We start from the raw sequence: 15,249 nt of genomic DNA on the forward strand, positions 1-15,249 counted from the left end.
GAGATGCCGTAGATGATACCGAAATTGATTGCCTTGGCGCGGCGGCGAACGGCCGGGTCAATACCTTCAATCGGTACACCGAACATTTCGGAAGCGGTCATGGCATGAATGTCGAGCCCGTCTTCAAAGGCTTTTTTCAGCGCCTCGATATCCGCAATATGCGCAAGAAGCCGCAGCTCGATCTGGCTGTAATCTGCCGAGATGAGAAGATTTCCCTTTTCCGCGATGAAGGCCGTTCGGATACGGCGGCCGTCATCCGTGCGGACGGGAATGTTCTGCAGGTTTGGATCGGTTGATGCGAGACGCCCGGTCGAGGTCGCGGCCAGCGAATAGCTGGTGTGAATGCGGCCTGTTTCCGGGTGGATGAATTCAGGCAGCGCATCCGTATAGGTGCTTTTCAGCTTCGAAAGACCGCGCCAGTCGAGCACGCGCTGTGGCAAATCATGGCCCTGCGCTGCGAGCATTTCGAGCGTGTCGGCATCGGTGGACCAGGCGCCCGTCTTTGTCTTGCGTCCACCTTCAAGGCCCTGCTTGTCGAACAGGATTTCACCGAGCTGCTTGGGCGAACCGATATTGAAGCGCTCGCCTGCAAGCTCGTAAATCTCGTCCTCATACTGTGCCATCTTCTGCGCAAACTCGCCCGAAAGGCGCGCCAGCACGGTCTTGTCCACCTTGACGCCCGCGCGCTCCATTGCGGCCAGCACGGGCACCAGCGAACGTTCCAGCGTTTCGTAAACAGTAACGCGACGTTCTGCGACGAGGCGCGGCTTCAATATGTGCCAGAGGCGCAGCGTGACATCTGCATCTTCTGCGCCATAGGCGGTCGCGCGATCAATCGGCACCTGATCGAAAGTGACCTGCGCCTTGCCCTTGCCTGCGACATCTGCGAAGGAAATCGTCTTGTGGCCGAGATGACGTTCGGCAAGCTCATCCATGCCATGCCCGTGCTTGCCACCATCCAGCGCATAGGACATGAGCATGGTGTCATCGATCCCGTTGAGGTCGATGCCATGCTGGGCGAGCACGAGCATGTCGAATTTCAGGTTTTGGCCGATCTTGAGGACAGACCTGTCTTCCAGCAGCGGCTTCAGAACGGCGAGTGCCTGTTTCAGCGGAATCTGTGGCTGGCCTTCGGCATTGGCGAAATCGAGCCCGCCGCCCGCGCCATGCTGCAGGGGGATGTAGCAGGCTTCGCCCGGCACCAGCGCCAGAGAGACACCAACAAGACGCGCCTGCATGGCATTGAGTGAATCCGTCTCCGTATCGACTGCAACAAAGCCCTGCTCATAGGCCCGCGCGACCCAGATTTCGAGATCGGGAAGCGTGGTGACGGCGGTGTATGTCGCCTTTGCAAAATCAAGGTCGATCCCCTTGATTGTTGCGCCGGGCATACCGCCCCGCGCGGTGCGGCGGACAGTCTGCTTCTCCGTCTCCTCCGCTTTCGCCCCTCCCGCGCTTTCTGCTTGCGGCGGATGGGCGCCGGTGGCGCTGATCGCGTCGATATCAATATTGTAACGCTCGCCGACGCGGCGCGTCAGCGTGGTGAACTCCATATCTTTCAGGAAGCCGATCAGCTTTTCGGGGTCCGGGTCGCGCATGACCATGCTGCCCGGATCCTCATCGAGCGGCACATGGGCATCGAGCTGGACGAGACGCTTTGAAATACGCGCGAGATCGGCAAAGGCGATGAGGTTCTCACGGCGCTTGGTCTGCTTGATCTCGGAAGCACGCTCGAGCAGCGTTTCAAGATCGCCATATTCCAGAATGAGCTGGGCCGCCGTCTTGATACCGATGCCGGGGACGCCGGGCACATTATCGATGCTGTCGCCCGCAAGCGCCTGCACGTCAACGACCTTCTCGGGCGGCACACCGAATTTCTCGATCACTTCCGGCTCGGTGATGGTCCTGAGCTTCATCGTGTCGAGCATGTCAACATGACCGTTCACGAGCTGCATCAGGTCCTTGTCGGAGGAGACGATGGTGACACGCGCACCGACCTCATGGGCCATGCGGGCATAGGTTGCAATGATGTCATCCGCCTCATAGCCCGGCTTTTCGATGCAGGGCACCCCGAAGGCGCGGGTCGCATCGCGGACCAGCGCGAATTGCGGCACGAGGTCTTCCGGCGGTTCGGCGCGATTGGCCTTATATTCAGGATAGATGTCGTTGCGAAATGTCCTGGAACCCGCATCGAAAACCACAGCGAGATGGGTCGGCTCGAACTCATCCTTCGTGTCTTCGATGAGCTTGTAGAGCATGTTGCAGAAGCCCGAGACAGCGCCGACGGGCAGCCCGTCCGACTTGCGCGTCAGGGGCGGCAATGCGTGATAGGCACGGAAAATATAGCTGGAGCCATCCACCAGAAAGAGATGGTCGCCCTTTTTGAGCGGCCCGGCCGCGCTGTTTTTCGTCACCTCAGCCTCGATCTCCGTCTTGCCGCTTGCCACGCCTCGCCTTTCCTATCTCCCGGGGGTCTTCTATAGTGCCTCGCCTCGCGAAGCCGCACTATAGCGCGTGCTTCGCATTGCCGGAAACGTCCCGGCAACCTCCGCCCCTGCGCCATAGAGGAAACGTGTTTCATGGCCCATACGTTTGCCGGTGAGGAAAACAGGTTCAAAGCGCCCGCGCCGGAAGAACCGGCACCGAGCGTCGAAAATGAGTATGCCATCAGCGCGAGGCAGCTGCGGAAGGTTTACAAGGCAAGCGGCAACCAGCCCGCAAAGGAAGCGCTGAAGGGGATTGACCTTGCCATTCCGCGCGGATCGATTTTCGCGCTGCTCGGGCCGAACGGCGCCGGAAAATCGACCTTCATCAATATTCTGGCAGGGCTTGTACTCAAGACCTCCGGCTCAGCATCGATCTGGGGATTTGATATCGACGTCAATCCCCGGCAGGCGCGTGCCTCGATTGGCGTGGTGCCGCAGGAACTGAATATCGACCCCTTCTTCACGCCGGCCGAAGTGATGGAAATGCAGGCGGGGCTTTATGGTGTACCGAAGGCCGAACGGCGCACCATGGAAATCCTGAAAGCGATGGGACTGGACGACAAGGCGGATGCCTATGCCCGCACGCTGTCAGGCGGCATGAGGCGGCGACTCCTTGTTGCCAAGGCGATGGTTCACAATCCGCCCGTCCTCATTCTTGATGAGCCGACAGCGGGCGTTGACATCGAACTGCGCCGACAGCTCTGGGACTATGTGAAAAGCCTGCATGAGCGCGGCACGACCATTGTGCTCACAACGCATTATCTCGAAGAAGCCGAAGCGCTTTGCGACACGATCGCGATTATCGACAAGGGACAGGTGGTTGCCTGCGAGGGGAAGGAAACGCTTCTTTCGCGCATCAGCGAGAAGAAGCTGATCGTGCGGGCAACCGCGCCGATAACGCAGATTCCGACTGCTCTTGAGGGCATGAAGGCGGAGCTGCGGGCGGATGGCACGCTTTCCGTGCTCTACAATCCTGCGGAGACAAGCGCGATGGTCATTCTCGGCGCGCTTTCGGCGGGCGGGATGGAGATTGCGGATATCTCCACCGTGGAATCCGATCTTGAGGATGTGTTCCTGCAGCTCACCTCGAGCGAGGCGCAGAACCGCTAGGCGGAAGCGCGCTTCAAAAGTTCGCCCATCACCATATCGACCTCGCCGCCCGCGCGGGTGATCGGCATGAGCACCGCCTCAACCTCCGTCACGGGCTGGCCCGGCGCGAAGGAGGCACGCCCGTAAAGGCGCAACGGGCGCCGAAGCTGGCAGACAATGCCGAGCAGCTTGCCGATGGCCGCGCCTGTTTTCTCCGAAAATTCGTCTGTGAGGGACTGACCGGTGAAATCACGTTCGAAAAGACTGTTGAGCGCCGTGCCCATGAGCCGCACGCTGAAATGGCTGATGGCAAGGGCGGGCGGCGTGGCATCGATCAGGAAGAGCGTCGGCAAATGGCTCACAATCTCGCCGGGGCTAACATCCGTGCGCGCGGGATAGGGCCGCCCTGCCCTTTTGCTCTCCCAGTAAGCCAGCAACTCCCGGAGCCGACTGTCCTGAAAGGACAGGAGCGGATCGATAAAGAGATCTAGAGGCGCAAGCCGCAACGGCTCAGACATGACACACAACTTTCATGCCTTGCCCGGCAAGGCACTGATTTTCCGGAGCATCCTCCTATATGCCAAATTGAAACAATCGCCAAGCTGCGGGCGGCGGGTGGCAGCCACCTCCGGCCTCAAAAAATGCGGCCCTCCCGGCATGATACCGGAAGGGCCGCTGCTTTGGAGCAGGCCTCGCTCAGAAAGCGTAGGACGCGGTGAGGCTGACGAAATCCTTGTCGTAGGAGCCGTTGCGGTATTTCGCGTCGAAATTGGCCGTGTAATCGAGCGATACGCGATAGGTATCGAGATAGCTCGCGGCAATGCCCAGCGTGACCGCTTTCTTGCCTTCGACGAAGCCCGGACCGATGGGGCCGGCGGAATAGCCGCTGACATCATGGCTCCATGTGATGGAGGGGCTCAGCGTGTAAGGTGTGTCGAAGGCGTTGTTGTACTCCATCTGGGCGAGCAGCCTGTAACCCCAGGAGAAGCTTGACGCATAGACGGGGTTGATTGTGCAGCCGCCCAGACGGATGCAATTGTCACCGAAGGTTGCTGCCGTACCCGCGCTCACATGGGTTTCGCCCGAGCGGGGGATCGCATAGCGATTGCCCTTGGCATCCGGCAGATACTGGAAGCCGACATTCGCCACCAGAATGAGCATGTTGCCATCGAGGAAATTCACGATCGGATCGGACGGCGTGAGCGTACTCAGCGTGTAGATCTGGCCATGCAGGGCATCGGTCCGCTGATAGCCCTGAATGATGGAGCCGGGTGCCGCAGCGGGTCCCGTGTAATAAGGAGCTTCTCCAGGGCCGGGCGTATAGCCGAAATTCACAATGTCGGCACCGAGAATCTCGTTGCTGTCGAGCTGGAACGGCATGTTCGGGAAATAGGCAAGTTCACCCGAAAGCGCCGTCGCATCTCCGATGATCGGAATGGTGGTGTTGAAGCTCCAGCCGATCATGTCGATATCTTCGACAAACTGGACGATGAGATTTTTGCTGCTGCCCGCTGCATCCGCAAAGATACCCTGACCGACCGAGACGGGACGGCCCGCATCATCGGTGAGGCCCGGAGCGGCAGAGGTACAGCCCGGACCGGAAAGCGCGCCGGGGACATTCGGATTGCACAGAAGCTGCAACACGGGCGTCGTTCCTGTCGGCATAGATGCCGTGGTGGTGCCGATGGGCAGCTTGCTGTGGAAATTCATGTAATAGAGCGAAAGCTCCGTACCGTGATTGAGCCAGTCAGCGTAGTAGCGAAGCGCAAAACCGAACTGACCGGAATCACGGGCCTGCTGATCGGGACCACGGCGCACAAAGGCTGTGGGCGTGTAGCTTGTGCCGTTGCCGAAATTATAGACTTCGCCACCTGACAGCACATAGCGACAGCCGGCGGAGGCAGCGTCGGAAGGCGAATAGAAGCTGCCACAAGCAGGAAGCACAGAACGCTCCCATTCAAAGATATACTGTGCCTCGAAAGTCAGGCTTGCAGGCAGACCAATGCTCGCAAAGAGAGAGTTCTGCGGCAGAAAGACTTCCTTCAGCTCCACGCCCGGACGCACCAACGCCGATACGTCGAGCGGCAGATAGGCCGACACACCGCCGGGAATGAAAAGGCTTTCACCCCAGTTCACCGCCTGGCGGCCGAGACGAACCGAGATCGGCATGTCTGCAACGAGGAAGTTCGAATAGGCAAAGGCATCCAGCAGGTCGATGGAGCGGCCTTGCAGATTATGCGCATCATCGCCACGGAACTCGTCTTCAAGCGGACGGCGCTGGTTGCCGCCTGCGAGAACCGGCCCGAAGCGACCGCTGCCCGTGCCGAGCACCTTGTCGCCGACATAATCATAGAAAGCTTTGGCGCGGACAAAGAAACCGTACTTGTCCCATTTGAAGTCCGCTTCGCTGATGATCTTGACGGGAGCGGAAATGAAATCACCGCGATCCACGTTGACGTTCCCGTCGTCGGAATTTACGTCATAGTCCACGCCGCCCGGACCCAGGCAACCGCCGTTATAGACGGAGACAAACTGGCAATCCTGCTTCGAAACGCGAACGCTTGCGCCAGCAGAAACCGTTGTCGAAACGTCGGCACTGACGCTGCCGATCTGATATTGGGCCGCATGGCCTGCCACAGGCCAACAAAGCGCCGCGGCAAACATGGCTGTCGAAAAAAGTAGCCCTGATCTCATCGTCTCGCTCCTCCCTCGAGATATGACGGGCACGCTTTCGCGTGTTGCTATGGCATTGCCCCTGCCAGCGTTTCTGCAATGGTTCCCAGTGGCAGCGCGGCATCTGCGATGCCCGCGACACCGCCGAGCACGACAGGGAACACGATTTGATCGGCTGTCGTGCCGTTGGGCAGAAGCGGGGTGGCCAGAAGCTGCGTTGCAAGAGTGGTGGTCGGTCCAAGGACCGGGCTGAGCTGCTCCGTCGGCAGTTCAGGCAGGGCAACACCCGGAATGGGCCCTCCGCCTTCGCCACCTGCGCCGAGCAGGCCGAGAATGAGCGGGCCGATCAGCGGCTCAAGCGCATTCAGATTGCCCTGCGAGGCATCGGACTGTGCGCCGGTGATGATGCCTGCGACGAGATCACCGACAGGCGCGAGCGGGGCTGCGCCTTCCGGCGCGAGGCCGCCAAGCGGTGCCTCACCGCCGCCTGCGAGAAGGATGGGAACTAGACCGACCTCCGTGCCGAGCAGGGCGCCGGTAATGTCATGGCCGAGCAGATCCTCGCCAAGGCCGCCTTCACCTGAGACACCGATACCGGGGACCGCCGCTTCGATCTGGCCGAGCGCATCCGTGACAGGCGACAGGGCACCTGCCGGAATGAGACCGCCCGCCGGAAGATTGCCTGCCAGCGGACCGTCGCTGCCGCCGCCAAGCGTGGCACCGACGAGACCGCCACTGCCGATGAGCGGCGTGAGGATGTCTGTGCCGAGCAGCTCTTCTGACGCGCCGCCTGAACCGGTGATGCCGAGCGGCATGCTGGCAAATGCCGAAGATGAGGCGAGGCCGCTCCTGTTCACATAGGAGGGATCACCGCTGCCCGATGAGCAACCGAACAGCAAACCCGTGACAGCTAACGCAAACAGAGATGATCGCATGGCATTACTCCTCCCGTGTGATCCTGCCTAGCAAATCGAGACAGGCCGACGGTGTAGAGAAATGTGCCGATATGTTCAGGTGGCAGCAGAGGCCCGGCGCTTCCCCGTTCGTGTACGGAAAGACGCCTGAAGGACGCTGCGGTCTGGCGCGCTGTGCGCGGACGCGGCGATGTAATTCTTTGTAATCCCGATGGACTTTTCGCGCCGCGCGCCCCGACTATCCGTCAACGGAGAAGGACCATCATCCCGGAGCCGGAGCGAGCCGCGTCTTCCTGCTGTCATTAGATTTCGTGGTACTCCCCGATCTCGATGCAGCATCCCTCACCCAGGGAAGATGCGGGCCTATGACGAGCGACGGATGACGGAGACGCCCGCTGCGGCACTGTGGCGGGCGTCTTTCTTTTGACCCGGTGTCACGCAAAAAAAGGAGGCGACGCTTTCGCGCCGCCTCTCTCGCCAGGTCGAGTGTCAGAGCCGCGTGTGTCAGTTGCCGACAGGGAGACCGGCCGTCAGACCACCGAGGAGACCCGTGACAGGGGCAAGCGGGCTGTCGCCACCATCGCCGCCCGGAAGCCCCGGAAGTCCAGGCAGACCGCCACCCGCGAGACCGCCAAGGAGATCGGTCACGGGAGCGAGCGGATTTGCACCATCGTCACCACCGGGAAGCGGCAGACCGCCGCCGCCCGCGAGACCGCCGAGGAGACCGGTCACAGGAGCAAGCAGGCCACCGGCCCCGTCGCCACCGCCGGGCAGACCCGGCAGTCCGCCTGCAATATCGCCAAGCGGGCCGTCATTGCCCCCGGCGAGGAGACCGGGGACGAGACCCGTCTCACCGAGCAGCATGCCCGTCAGGTCCTGACCGAGAAGATCTTCACCAAGGCCGCCTTCACCCGAAACGCCGAGACCGGGAAGCTGTGTGCCAATCGCACCGAGGGGGAGATTGTCCGTCAGTCCGCTGACCACAGGGTCAAGACCAGAGGTCACGGGTGCGAGTGCGTCTGTGAGCTGTTCCGGCAGAGCGCCCGCCAGAGCGCCATCACCACCACCGCCCAGCACACCGCCCGTACCCAGAATGGGATCAGTGAGTTTCGCCAGGCCGAGCTTTTCCGTGACACCATCTTCACCGGTGACACCGAGCGCCGTGACGCTGGAGATACCTCCACCGCCACCACCACCGGAACCGCCGCGCCCGAAAACCGCATCATCGGAGGAGCAGGCCGCTGCGAGGAGCATTGCACCTGCAGCCGCTACGAGTTTTGTTGCCTTCATGGCCATGAGCCTATCCTTCCCTCACGTCGTTGAACTGAGGCAAGCCTATGCTCCTGGACTGCTTAACGGTGTTGAACCGTGTGCAATTGCGTGAGTGTTTGTTTATCGCACTCACGCAAGGAAGAGACTCTCATCTGCGTCTCATTTCGGAGCGAAAGAGAAGTGCGGAAGGCTGCGGGCGAGATGCCATGCCATTTGCGGAAAGCACGACGGAAATTCGCCACATCATCAAAGCCCAGAAGCGACGCGACATCTGCGACCGATAGCGGCGTGTCACGCAGATATTCCCGCGCAAGATAAGCACGCACATCATCGACAATGCTGCGATAGGAGACACCTTCTTCTGCAAGGCGGCGGCGCAATGTGCGCTCGCTCATATGAAGGCGGTTTGCGGCTTCACCCATTCCGGGGAAGCGCCCGCGCGCGCCAAGGATCATCCGCCGCAATTCTCCGGCAAGGCCGTCTGCTGCATCCATGTCACGCAGCAACTTCTCACATTGTCGCCGATACATCTCCGCAACCGGAATATTGGCGGCAGGAAGCGGGCGGTCGATCCGGTCATTCGGGCCGATGAAACGATTGAGCTGATGATTGAAGGAGACATCGACACCGAAATAACGGCGATAGGTTTCCTTCGGCATTGTCGGCTCATAGGCAAGCTCCACGCGACATTCAGTCGGCAGAGGACCGATGAGCTGGCGAAGTGCGGCGAGAACACCTGCGAAGAAAAGCTCGACAAGAAAATGGGGCGCGCCTTCAACCTCGAAAGGCGGCACGAAAGAGAGGACCGCATTGTCGCCCGCGAATGAAAGCCGGATGCGGCCCTTCTCGCCTTGAAGGGGACTGTACTGGATCAACAAGCTTGCGGCCTGACGCAGGCTGCGGCTGCTCAGAATGGCGTGACCGAGAAGCCCGTGTGTTCCAAGATGCATATTCGAGCCGAGACGCAGCGCAAGTTCGGGATGACGGGTCGCCGCGACAAGGCTTTCAGCAAAGGAGCGAAACTCTGCTTCGGTGATCGGCCCGATGCGCGGCAGCTCGAGAGCGGCGGGATCGAGACCGATCTCCTTCAGGACTGCAGTGAAAATCTCGACATATCCGGGTTCAATTCGCATGAGCTGTCCGTTTATGACCCCCTGCTTGGCCGGAGATGACCTCCTGCGCGGCGCAATAATCATTATCTAGTGCTGTGAAAGGCTTTTGCCGGTTCCGCCCGCAAGGAGAAGATGAATGCACAGTTCCAGCGCATCCCGCACGCCGCAAAATGTCGAGATTGTGCCGCGCAACCAGCATTTCAACGTGGAAGAAGTGCTGCAAACCAACTGGCATGGCGACGATCCGTTCAAGACGGCCTTCTTCGATGCCATGTCGATCCTCTTTCCGCTGGGCGAGCAGTTCTTCATCGACAGTGTGAAAGCCTATCGCGGCAAGTTCGATGATCCGGAGCTGGAGCGGCGCGTCCGTGGCTTCATGGCACAGGAGGCGATCCATCGCCGGGAGCACCAGAGCTACAATGAAGCGCTCTGCCGGGCACGCGGTGTCTCGCTGCGCAAGATGGAGCGTGTGGTCTATCGCCGCCAGAAGTTCGCCCGCAAGTTTCTGAGCCCGCTGCAGCAGCTCGGCGGCACGGTCGCCTTTGAGCACCTCACGGCCATTCTCGCCGATGCGCTGTTCCGCAACCCGGAAGCGCTCGAGGGCGCCCATCCTGAAATGGCGGCTATGTGGCGCTGGCATGCGCTGGAGGAAACGGAGCACAAGGCTGTCGCCTTTGACGTTTACATGGCGGTGGGCGGCAAGACATGGCGCCGCCGCCTTGCCATGGCGTTTGTGACGATCGAGTTCACCCAGCATGTCGTGCGCAACATGCGGCTTTTGCTTCATGCCTATGAAGGGTCACGCCTAGAGCTGTGGCGCGGCGGTTTCCGTTTCCTCTTTGGCAAGAAGGGTGCGCTGCGCGGACTGTGGCAGCCCTATCTCGATTTCTACAAGAAGGACTTTCACCCCTGGGACCATGACAATCGCGCGCTTGTCTCTTCGGTGATGAGCGAGTTTGGCGGCGCGACGGTCAATCCGATCTAAGTCCAACAAGGAAGCGATGCGCATTCTTGAACGAGCCGCATCGCTTCGTTGCGCGACTACAATCGGTCACAAAACAAGACAACACTAGATCAACACGATTGAGTCAGCTTGCTAGATTCCTTTCCGGAACCACGCGCACCCGGAAGCAACCGGTGGCCGATGATCACGGGAGAATCGGAATGAGCAAGTTCAATTCCTTCATTTTCGCGGCCAGCCTGGCGGTTGCAGCATTCTGGGCTGCGGGCCCTGCGGAGGCGCGGGCGTATTCGGTGCAGACCGGCGCAGACCTTGCCGAAGTCTGCGCAACACCCGCAGACACAAATGCCATTACCGATGCAGAGAGGCAGCGGCTCAATGTGTGCGGTGCCTATATTCAGGGTTTTCTCGGCCACTACGCCGTCGCGCGGCGGCATATGAGCAAGTCTGATTTCTGTCTGCCTGCTGAAGGCGTTGCGGCGGAACAGGTGCGGCAGCTCTTTCTCGCGCTGCTCGAGCAGAAGCCGCAGATCAGGGATTTGCCCGCCAGTATTGACCTCGCAACAAGCCTTGCCTGGGGCTATGCGTGCGATGGCAAGACGGCACGATAATCATCATTTCAGTGAGAGCCGCTTCGCACTAGTTGCGAGGCAGCTCTTTCACATCGCAGCGTTTGCGCCATTCGGAGAGAAGAGCGACCAGCAAATCCCGAAGCTCGCTGTCGCTCAGGCTTTCTACAGCCTCCGTCAGACCTGCGGTGCGGTCATCGACGGGGTTCACATCGCTCTCCCTGAGATCGCATTCATAGCTCATGGGCCAGCCCTCGTTTTGAGACGCTACGCAAATCACTATTGCCTGCGCACAACCTTGCCGGGAAATGGCGGATGCTAGAAGTAGAGAACTGTATGGATTGGTGGCAGCGGCAGGCGGCAAACCCAAGGAAAGCTGCGGAAATAAAACCGGAGTGAAACTACGCAGCTTCGATCGACGACTAAAGTGTGTGAGCCATAATGCAGAAATTGCGCATATCCCGCACTCAAAGGCGAGTGAGGCAAGGTTCAATTTACTATAGAATTCTTTAAAGCTTACCGGCCAGACTTGTATCGAGGGAGACGGGGACGAACAGGACTGAGCGGCTTGTTTCTGGCTGATCCGGAGGAGGGAAAACGATGGCGACTGTGACAGAACAAGGTAAGGCGGCTGACACAACAGGCGCTTATGCGGCCTCGCTTCTTCTGGTGGATGACGATCCTGACATTCGAGAAGAACTGTCATCCTATCTCACCGCAAACGGCATGAAGGTCACGGCCAAAGGCGATGCGCAAAGCGCGCTTGAGGCCTTTGCCGAAGATCATTTCGATCTTGTCATTCTCGATCTGCTGCTCGGCAGCGATAATGGTTTCGACATTCTCCGCGAAATCCGCAAGACGCATATAACGCCCTGCATCATGGTGACGGGTCAGGGCGAACCTACTGACAAGGTTGTCGGGCTTGAACTCGGCGCAGATGACTATGTGGTGAAGCCGGTCAATCTGCGCGAGCTTGTGGCGCGCATCCGCGCCCTGCTTCGCCGCAGCAGCCAGTCGGGCGGTTCAGGCGGTCGAAACGGAAAGCACGAGGCCGACGAACAGGAAGACAGCAGCCCGCGCTGGAAGTTCGACACGCATCGTCGCAGGCTTTCAGCGCCCGATGGCGCGCTTGTGCCGCTGACAACGGCGGAATGTGACCTTCTCATCGAACTCGTGGCGCATGAAGGCGCACCGCAGACGCGCGAAGATCTCTGCCGACGCGTGTTCAATCGCCAGTGGCAGCCTTATGACCGCAGCCTTGACAGCATCGTCGTGAAGCTGCGGCGGAAGCTTGAGCCCAATCCCGATCACCCGATGGTCATCAAGACCATTCGCGGCAAGGGCTATCTTTTCACCGGCTTTCCGAGCGGAGAGTAGGTCTCTCAGACGTGGCGGATGTTTGAACGCCTCTTCCCCCAGGATCGTCATGCCCGGACTTGATCCGGGCATCCACGCATCTTACTCCGCGCTCGCGTCATGGACTGCCGGAGCAAGCTCCGCAATGACGAGGTTGGTGTGTTGGCGATCCGAGCGACCTCGGCGAAATTTCCAGGCAGTCTCTCACTTGCCCATCGGCAGCATGACGGCGACATAGCCACCGCCCGCATGATTGCCGAGTTCGATTCGCCCGCCGCTTTCGCGCACAATCGTATCGCAGATGGCAAGGCCAAGGCCCGTACCATGTTCGGCCGATTTCGTGGTGAAGAAGGGCTGGAGCACGCGCTCCATGATTTCGGGGCGGAAGCCGGGGCCGCTGTCTTCCATGCGAATGACGGCCATGCCTTCTTCCGGCGCGGGTGACGCAATGATCCTTATCAGGCTCTCCGCGCGCTCATGCCGCGCGCCGATGCCTGAAATGGCATCAACCGCATTCTGCATCAGATTGGCAATAACCTGTTCAAGCTGAAGCTGATCGGCAAAAACCAAAAGGTCTTCGGGCACCTGCTTCTCGAAGCGCACGCCCGCCTGCATCAGAACGTGATTCATGATCGCTTCGACGCCTTCGATGAGATCGGCAATCTGGACGAGACTGCTCTCCCCTGCACTTTTGCGACCGAAGCGGCGCATGCGATCAATCACATCGCTTGCACGCTCGACCTGCGCGAGAATGCGCGCGACCTTGGCAGCGGCGGCATTGGTGTCGAAATCAGGCGCTGACATCAGAAATTCCAGATTCTGCACAGCAAGCGAGATCGTGTTGAGGGGCTGGCGCAACTCATGTGCGATGCTGGTGGACATTTGCCCCAGCGCCGCCATCTTCGCCGTCTGCGCGATTTGTGCCTGCTCCTCGCGCAGCAGAAGCGCCTGTTGCAGCAGCAGGGTGAAGCGGTCAGCAAAACCGAGATCAGCCGAAGAGAAGCCTTCCTTTCGCCGTGTCGTGCAGAAGAGAAAGGCATGTTCGCCGTGAAGCGGCAAGGAGAGCACGGCGAGCTGATGCCCGCTCATTTCCAGCGCCCGGCAGAGCCTTGCGCCATCATCCTCGCCCGCATCGAAAATTTCGGCGCGCTCCTCGCTCACCCGACCTGCAATGAAGGCAAGCGCCTCATCCACATCGCGCCCCGCCTGCTTTCGCGCGGGCACAAGATAGCGGGGCGATCCATCAAGCGCCCGCTGGAGCACGCACGCTTCCTCGCCGCCGATACAATCGACAATGAGGGAGACAAGCTCGCCGAACTTTTCGCCGGACGGATTGTTCGACAGAAGAAGGCGCAGCCCTTGCAGCATGGCTTCCGCCTCGCGCCGTTGACGCTCCTCGCGAAGACGCCCGGTCTTGACCTGCGCCATCATGGCGACGGCCTCGCGCATGTCTGTGCGCGCCTCATCGCCCGCGACGACGGAGAAGGTGCCGACCCAATCCATCTCCCGCGCATCGCCCTTGCGGCGCGCTGCTGACACATAAAGCGCCTCGCCCGGCTGGAGCGCGGTGCGGAGCGCGCCCTCAGCCTGCACGCGCATATGGCGCAGGCTGCCGCTTGCCTCCAGATGATCGAGCAGGCTGTGTCCGCCCGCACCGATGCGAAGTTCACTCAGGCGTAGTCCTTCCACAGCGCGTGCTATCTCCTCGCGCCGATTGAGAATGCGGCGGCAGCGAAGACGGCCATCACTCCGCGCTTCCCAGCCTATATCCGTTCCAAGCTCGAGCCAGCGGCGCGCTGATTCCAGCATCTCCCCCGTATAGCGATGTTCGAGCGATTGCGCATGGGCGAGCCTCATGCGCGACAGCGAGGCGGCGGCGATATCTACAAGGGCGGGAGCAAGCGACAGCGCATCGTCGGATGGCTTTTCACCATCGAGCATCAGGGCCACATGAATGCCTGTGTCGCGAGCAATCTCCGGCGAAGAAAGAAGCCCCTGCCATGAAGCGTCGCTTCGAGGATCGCTGAAAGCGCGCGCGCCGCCCAGGGCATTGTCAAACCAGCGGACGAAGCCCGTATCCTCTTCTACCGTGAGGCCGCCCCTTGCTGCCTGCCAGAGGATCAGCGGCTTGCCCGAAGGCGACAAGCCGATTTCGCAAAGGCCGATACGAGCAGAACTGATTTCGGCAAAGAGATGTGCGGCATTTTCAAGAGCAACGCGAAGCGCCTCTTCCGTCTCTGACTGGATGAGCGCGGCGGCTGTAGATGAAAGAAGGGCAAGCGGTTCCATCCGCTCACCCGCCACCACCTTCAGACCCGGCCCTTTCGACAGATGGCGCATGGCCCCCTCACCCATCCGGATCGGTGACGATATAGGTGGTGCTCACCCGCATGACTTCATCCGGCGTGGGGATGAAGGGAAGGAAGGAGAAGCGGTTGTCGGTGTAGTTCAGCGTGATTTCGAGCTGTGTCGCAGCGACACCCGCCAGCGTGACAGGCGATTCAACGAGGTCGTATATCGCATTGTCAGGAAGCACGAGCGGCGCATAGGATTCCAGCGCCCTGTTCATTGCGGCTTCCGCGTATTGCTGCCGGGTTCCTGTATCAAGGGCCATAACGGCTGCGCGCCCGCCTTCAGCAACCGCATAAGACAATGCGATCCGTGTGGCGAACTGGAAGCCATAGGACATGATGCCGAAAAGGATCGTCAGGAAGACGACCGCGATGAAGGCGAACTCGATGGCGACCGAGCCTTTCTTGTCGCGGCACAAGCGAGCGGCTGTGGACGCCTCTCCGGGGGAAGGAGAAGCGTCCACAT

Annotated in this window: 13 protein-coding genes; 4 read left to right on the plus strand and 9 right to left on the minus strand. The window is 60.3% G+C overall.

What is annotated here, in order from left to right; translation table 11 throughout:
- A partial coding sequence (gene polA, locus WBF74_RS13810; RefSeq protein WP_424440902.1) for a DNA polymerase I occupies positions 1-2,447 on the minus strand: 2,447 nt, incomplete at its 3' end.
- Between the two features lie 132 nt (positions 2,448-2,579).
- Here polA and WBF74_RS13815 point away from each other — a divergent pair.
- A complete protein-coding gene (locus tag WBF74_RS13815; RefSeq protein ID WP_424440904.1) occupies positions 2,580-3,596 on the plus strand; it encodes an ABC transporter ATP-binding protein in 1,017 nt (338 codons plus the stop codon).
- Here the strand turns inward: WBF74_RS13815 and WBF74_RS13820 are convergent.
- From WBF74_RS13820 to WBF74_RS13840, 5 genes are all read right to left on the minus strand, one after another.
- A complete protein-coding gene (locus WBF74_RS13820) occupies positions 3,593-4,093 on the minus strand; it encodes a PAS domain-containing protein (protein WP_424440906.1) in 501 nt (166 codons plus the stop codon). The two genes, WBF74_RS13815 and WBF74_RS13820, sit on opposite strands and share 4 nt — an antisense overlap.
- 178 nt (positions 4,094-4,271) lie before the next feature.
- On the minus strand, positions 4,272-6,269 hold the full coding sequence (locus tag WBF74_RS13825) for a DUF1302 domain-containing protein (RefSeq protein ID WP_424440908.1): 1,998 nt from the start codon (positions 6,267-6,269) through the stop codon (positions 4,272-4,274).
- Positions 6,270-6,316: 47 nt separating this feature from the next.
- The gene (locus WBF74_RS13830) at positions 6,317-7,183 is read right to left on the minus strand and encodes a hypothetical protein (RefSeq protein ID WP_424440910.1); all 867 of its coding nucleotides are present in this window, start codon (positions 7,181-7,183) and stop codon (positions 6,317-6,319) included.
- Between the two features lie 483 nt (positions 7,184-7,666).
- A complete protein-coding gene (locus tag WBF74_RS13835; protein ID WP_424440912.1) occupies positions 7,667-8,458 on the minus strand; it encodes a hypothetical protein in 792 nt (263 codons plus the stop codon).
- Between the two features lie 56 nt (positions 8,459-8,514).
- Entirely contained in the window at positions 8,515-9,567 is a 1,053-nt protein-coding gene (locus WBF74_RS13840) for an AraC family transcriptional regulator (RefSeq protein ID WP_424440914.1), read from the minus strand.
- A 115-nt stretch (positions 9,568-9,682) separates the two neighbouring features.
- Here WBF74_RS13840 and WBF74_RS13845 point away from each other — a divergent pair, with 115 nt between their 5' ends.
- Positions 9,683-10,531: a metal-dependent hydrolase gene (locus WBF74_RS13845; RefSeq protein WP_424440916.1), complete on the plus strand. Its 849-nt coding sequence runs from the start codon at positions 9,683-9,685 to the stop codon at positions 10,529-10,531.
- Between the two features lie 179 nt (positions 10,532-10,710).
- Positions 10,711-11,118, plus strand: a complete 408-nt coding sequence (locus WBF74_RS13850) for a Rap1a/Tai family immunity protein (RefSeq protein ID WP_424440918.1) — start codon at positions 10,711-10,713, stop codon at positions 11,116-11,118.
- 28 nt (positions 11,119-11,146) lie between these two features.
- Here WBF74_RS13850 and WBF74_RS13855 read toward each other — a convergent pair whose 3' ends face one another.
- The gene (locus WBF74_RS13855; protein WP_424440920.1) at positions 11,147-11,320 is read right to left on the minus strand and encodes a hypothetical protein; all 174 of its coding nucleotides are present in this window, start codon (positions 11,318-11,320) and stop codon (positions 11,147-11,149) included.
- A gap of 356 nt (positions 11,321-11,676) precedes the next feature.
- Here WBF74_RS13855 and WBF74_RS13860 point away from each other — a divergent pair, with 356 nt between their 5' ends.
- Positions 11,677-12,453, plus strand: coding sequence for a response regulator transcription factor (locus tag WBF74_RS13860; RefSeq protein WP_424440922.1), 777 nt, complete (start codon positions 11,677-11,679; stop codon positions 12,451-12,453).
- Positions 12,454-12,636: 183 nt separating this feature from the next.
- On the opposite strand, the gene WBF74_RS13865 is transcribed toward WBF74_RS13860, so the two are convergent.
- Complete coding sequence (locus tag WBF74_RS13865) at positions 12,637-14,772, minus strand: sensor histidine kinase (RefSeq protein WP_424440924.1); 2,136 nt, start codon at positions 14,770-14,772, stop codon at positions 12,637-12,639.
- A 7-nt stretch (positions 14,773-14,779) separates the two neighbouring features.
- On the minus strand, positions 14,780-15,249 hold a 470-nt coding region (locus WBF74_RS13870), incomplete at its 5' end, for a TadE/TadG family type IV pilus assembly protein (RefSeq protein WP_424440926.1).

Origin of the sequence: Parvibaculum sp., from assembly GCF_049672805.1 — a bacterium.
Classification (GTDB): domain Bacteria; phylum Pseudomonadota; class Alphaproteobacteria; order Parvibaculales; family Parvibaculaceae; genus Parvibaculum.

Excerpts from the sequence above, each read along its gene's own strand:
- WBF74_RS13840 (WP_424440914.1), bottom strand. The coding sequence starts at position 9,567 with ATGCGAATTGAACCCGGATATGTCGAGATTTTCACTGCAGTCCTGAAG.
- WBF74_RS13860 (WP_424440922.1), top strand. The coding sequence starts at position 11,677 with ATGGCGACTGTGACAGAACAAGGTAAGGCGGCTGACACAACAGGCGCT.
- WBF74_RS13865 (WP_424440924.1), bottom strand. The coding sequence starts at position 14,772 with ATGCGCCATCTGTCGAAAGGGCCGGGTCTGAAGGTGGTGGCGGGTGAG.
- WBF74_RS13850 (WP_424440918.1), top strand. The coding sequence starts at position 10,711 with ATGAGCAAGTTCAATTCCTTCATTTTCGCGGCCAGCCTGGCGGTTGCA.
- WBF74_RS13835 (WP_424440912.1), bottom strand. The coding sequence starts at position 8,458 with ATGGCCATGAAGGCAACAAAACTCGTAGCGGCTGCAGGTGCAATGCTC.
- WBF74_RS13820 (WP_424440906.1), bottom strand. The coding sequence starts at position 4,093 with ATGTCTGAGCCGTTGCGGCTTGCGCCTCTAGATCTCTTTATCGATCCG.
- WBF74_RS13855 (WP_424440920.1), bottom strand. The coding sequence starts at position 11,320 with ATGAGCTATGAATGCGATCTCAGGGAGAGCGATGTGAACCCCGTCGAT.
- WBF74_RS13845 (WP_424440916.1), top strand. The coding sequence starts at position 9,683 with ATGCACAGTTCCAGCGCATCCCGCACGCCGCAAAATGTCGAGATTGTG.
- WBF74_RS13825 (WP_424440908.1), bottom strand. The coding sequence starts at position 6,269 with ATGAGATCAGGGCTACTTTTTTCGACAGCCATGTTTGCCGCGGCGCTT.
- WBF74_RS13815 (WP_424440904.1), top strand. The coding sequence starts at position 2,580 with ATGGCCCATACGTTTGCCGGTGAGGAAAACAGGTTCAAAGCGCCCGCG.
- WBF74_RS13830 (WP_424440910.1), bottom strand. The coding sequence starts at position 7,183 with ATGCGATCATCTCTGTTTGCGTTAGCTGTCACGGGTTTGCTGTTCGGT.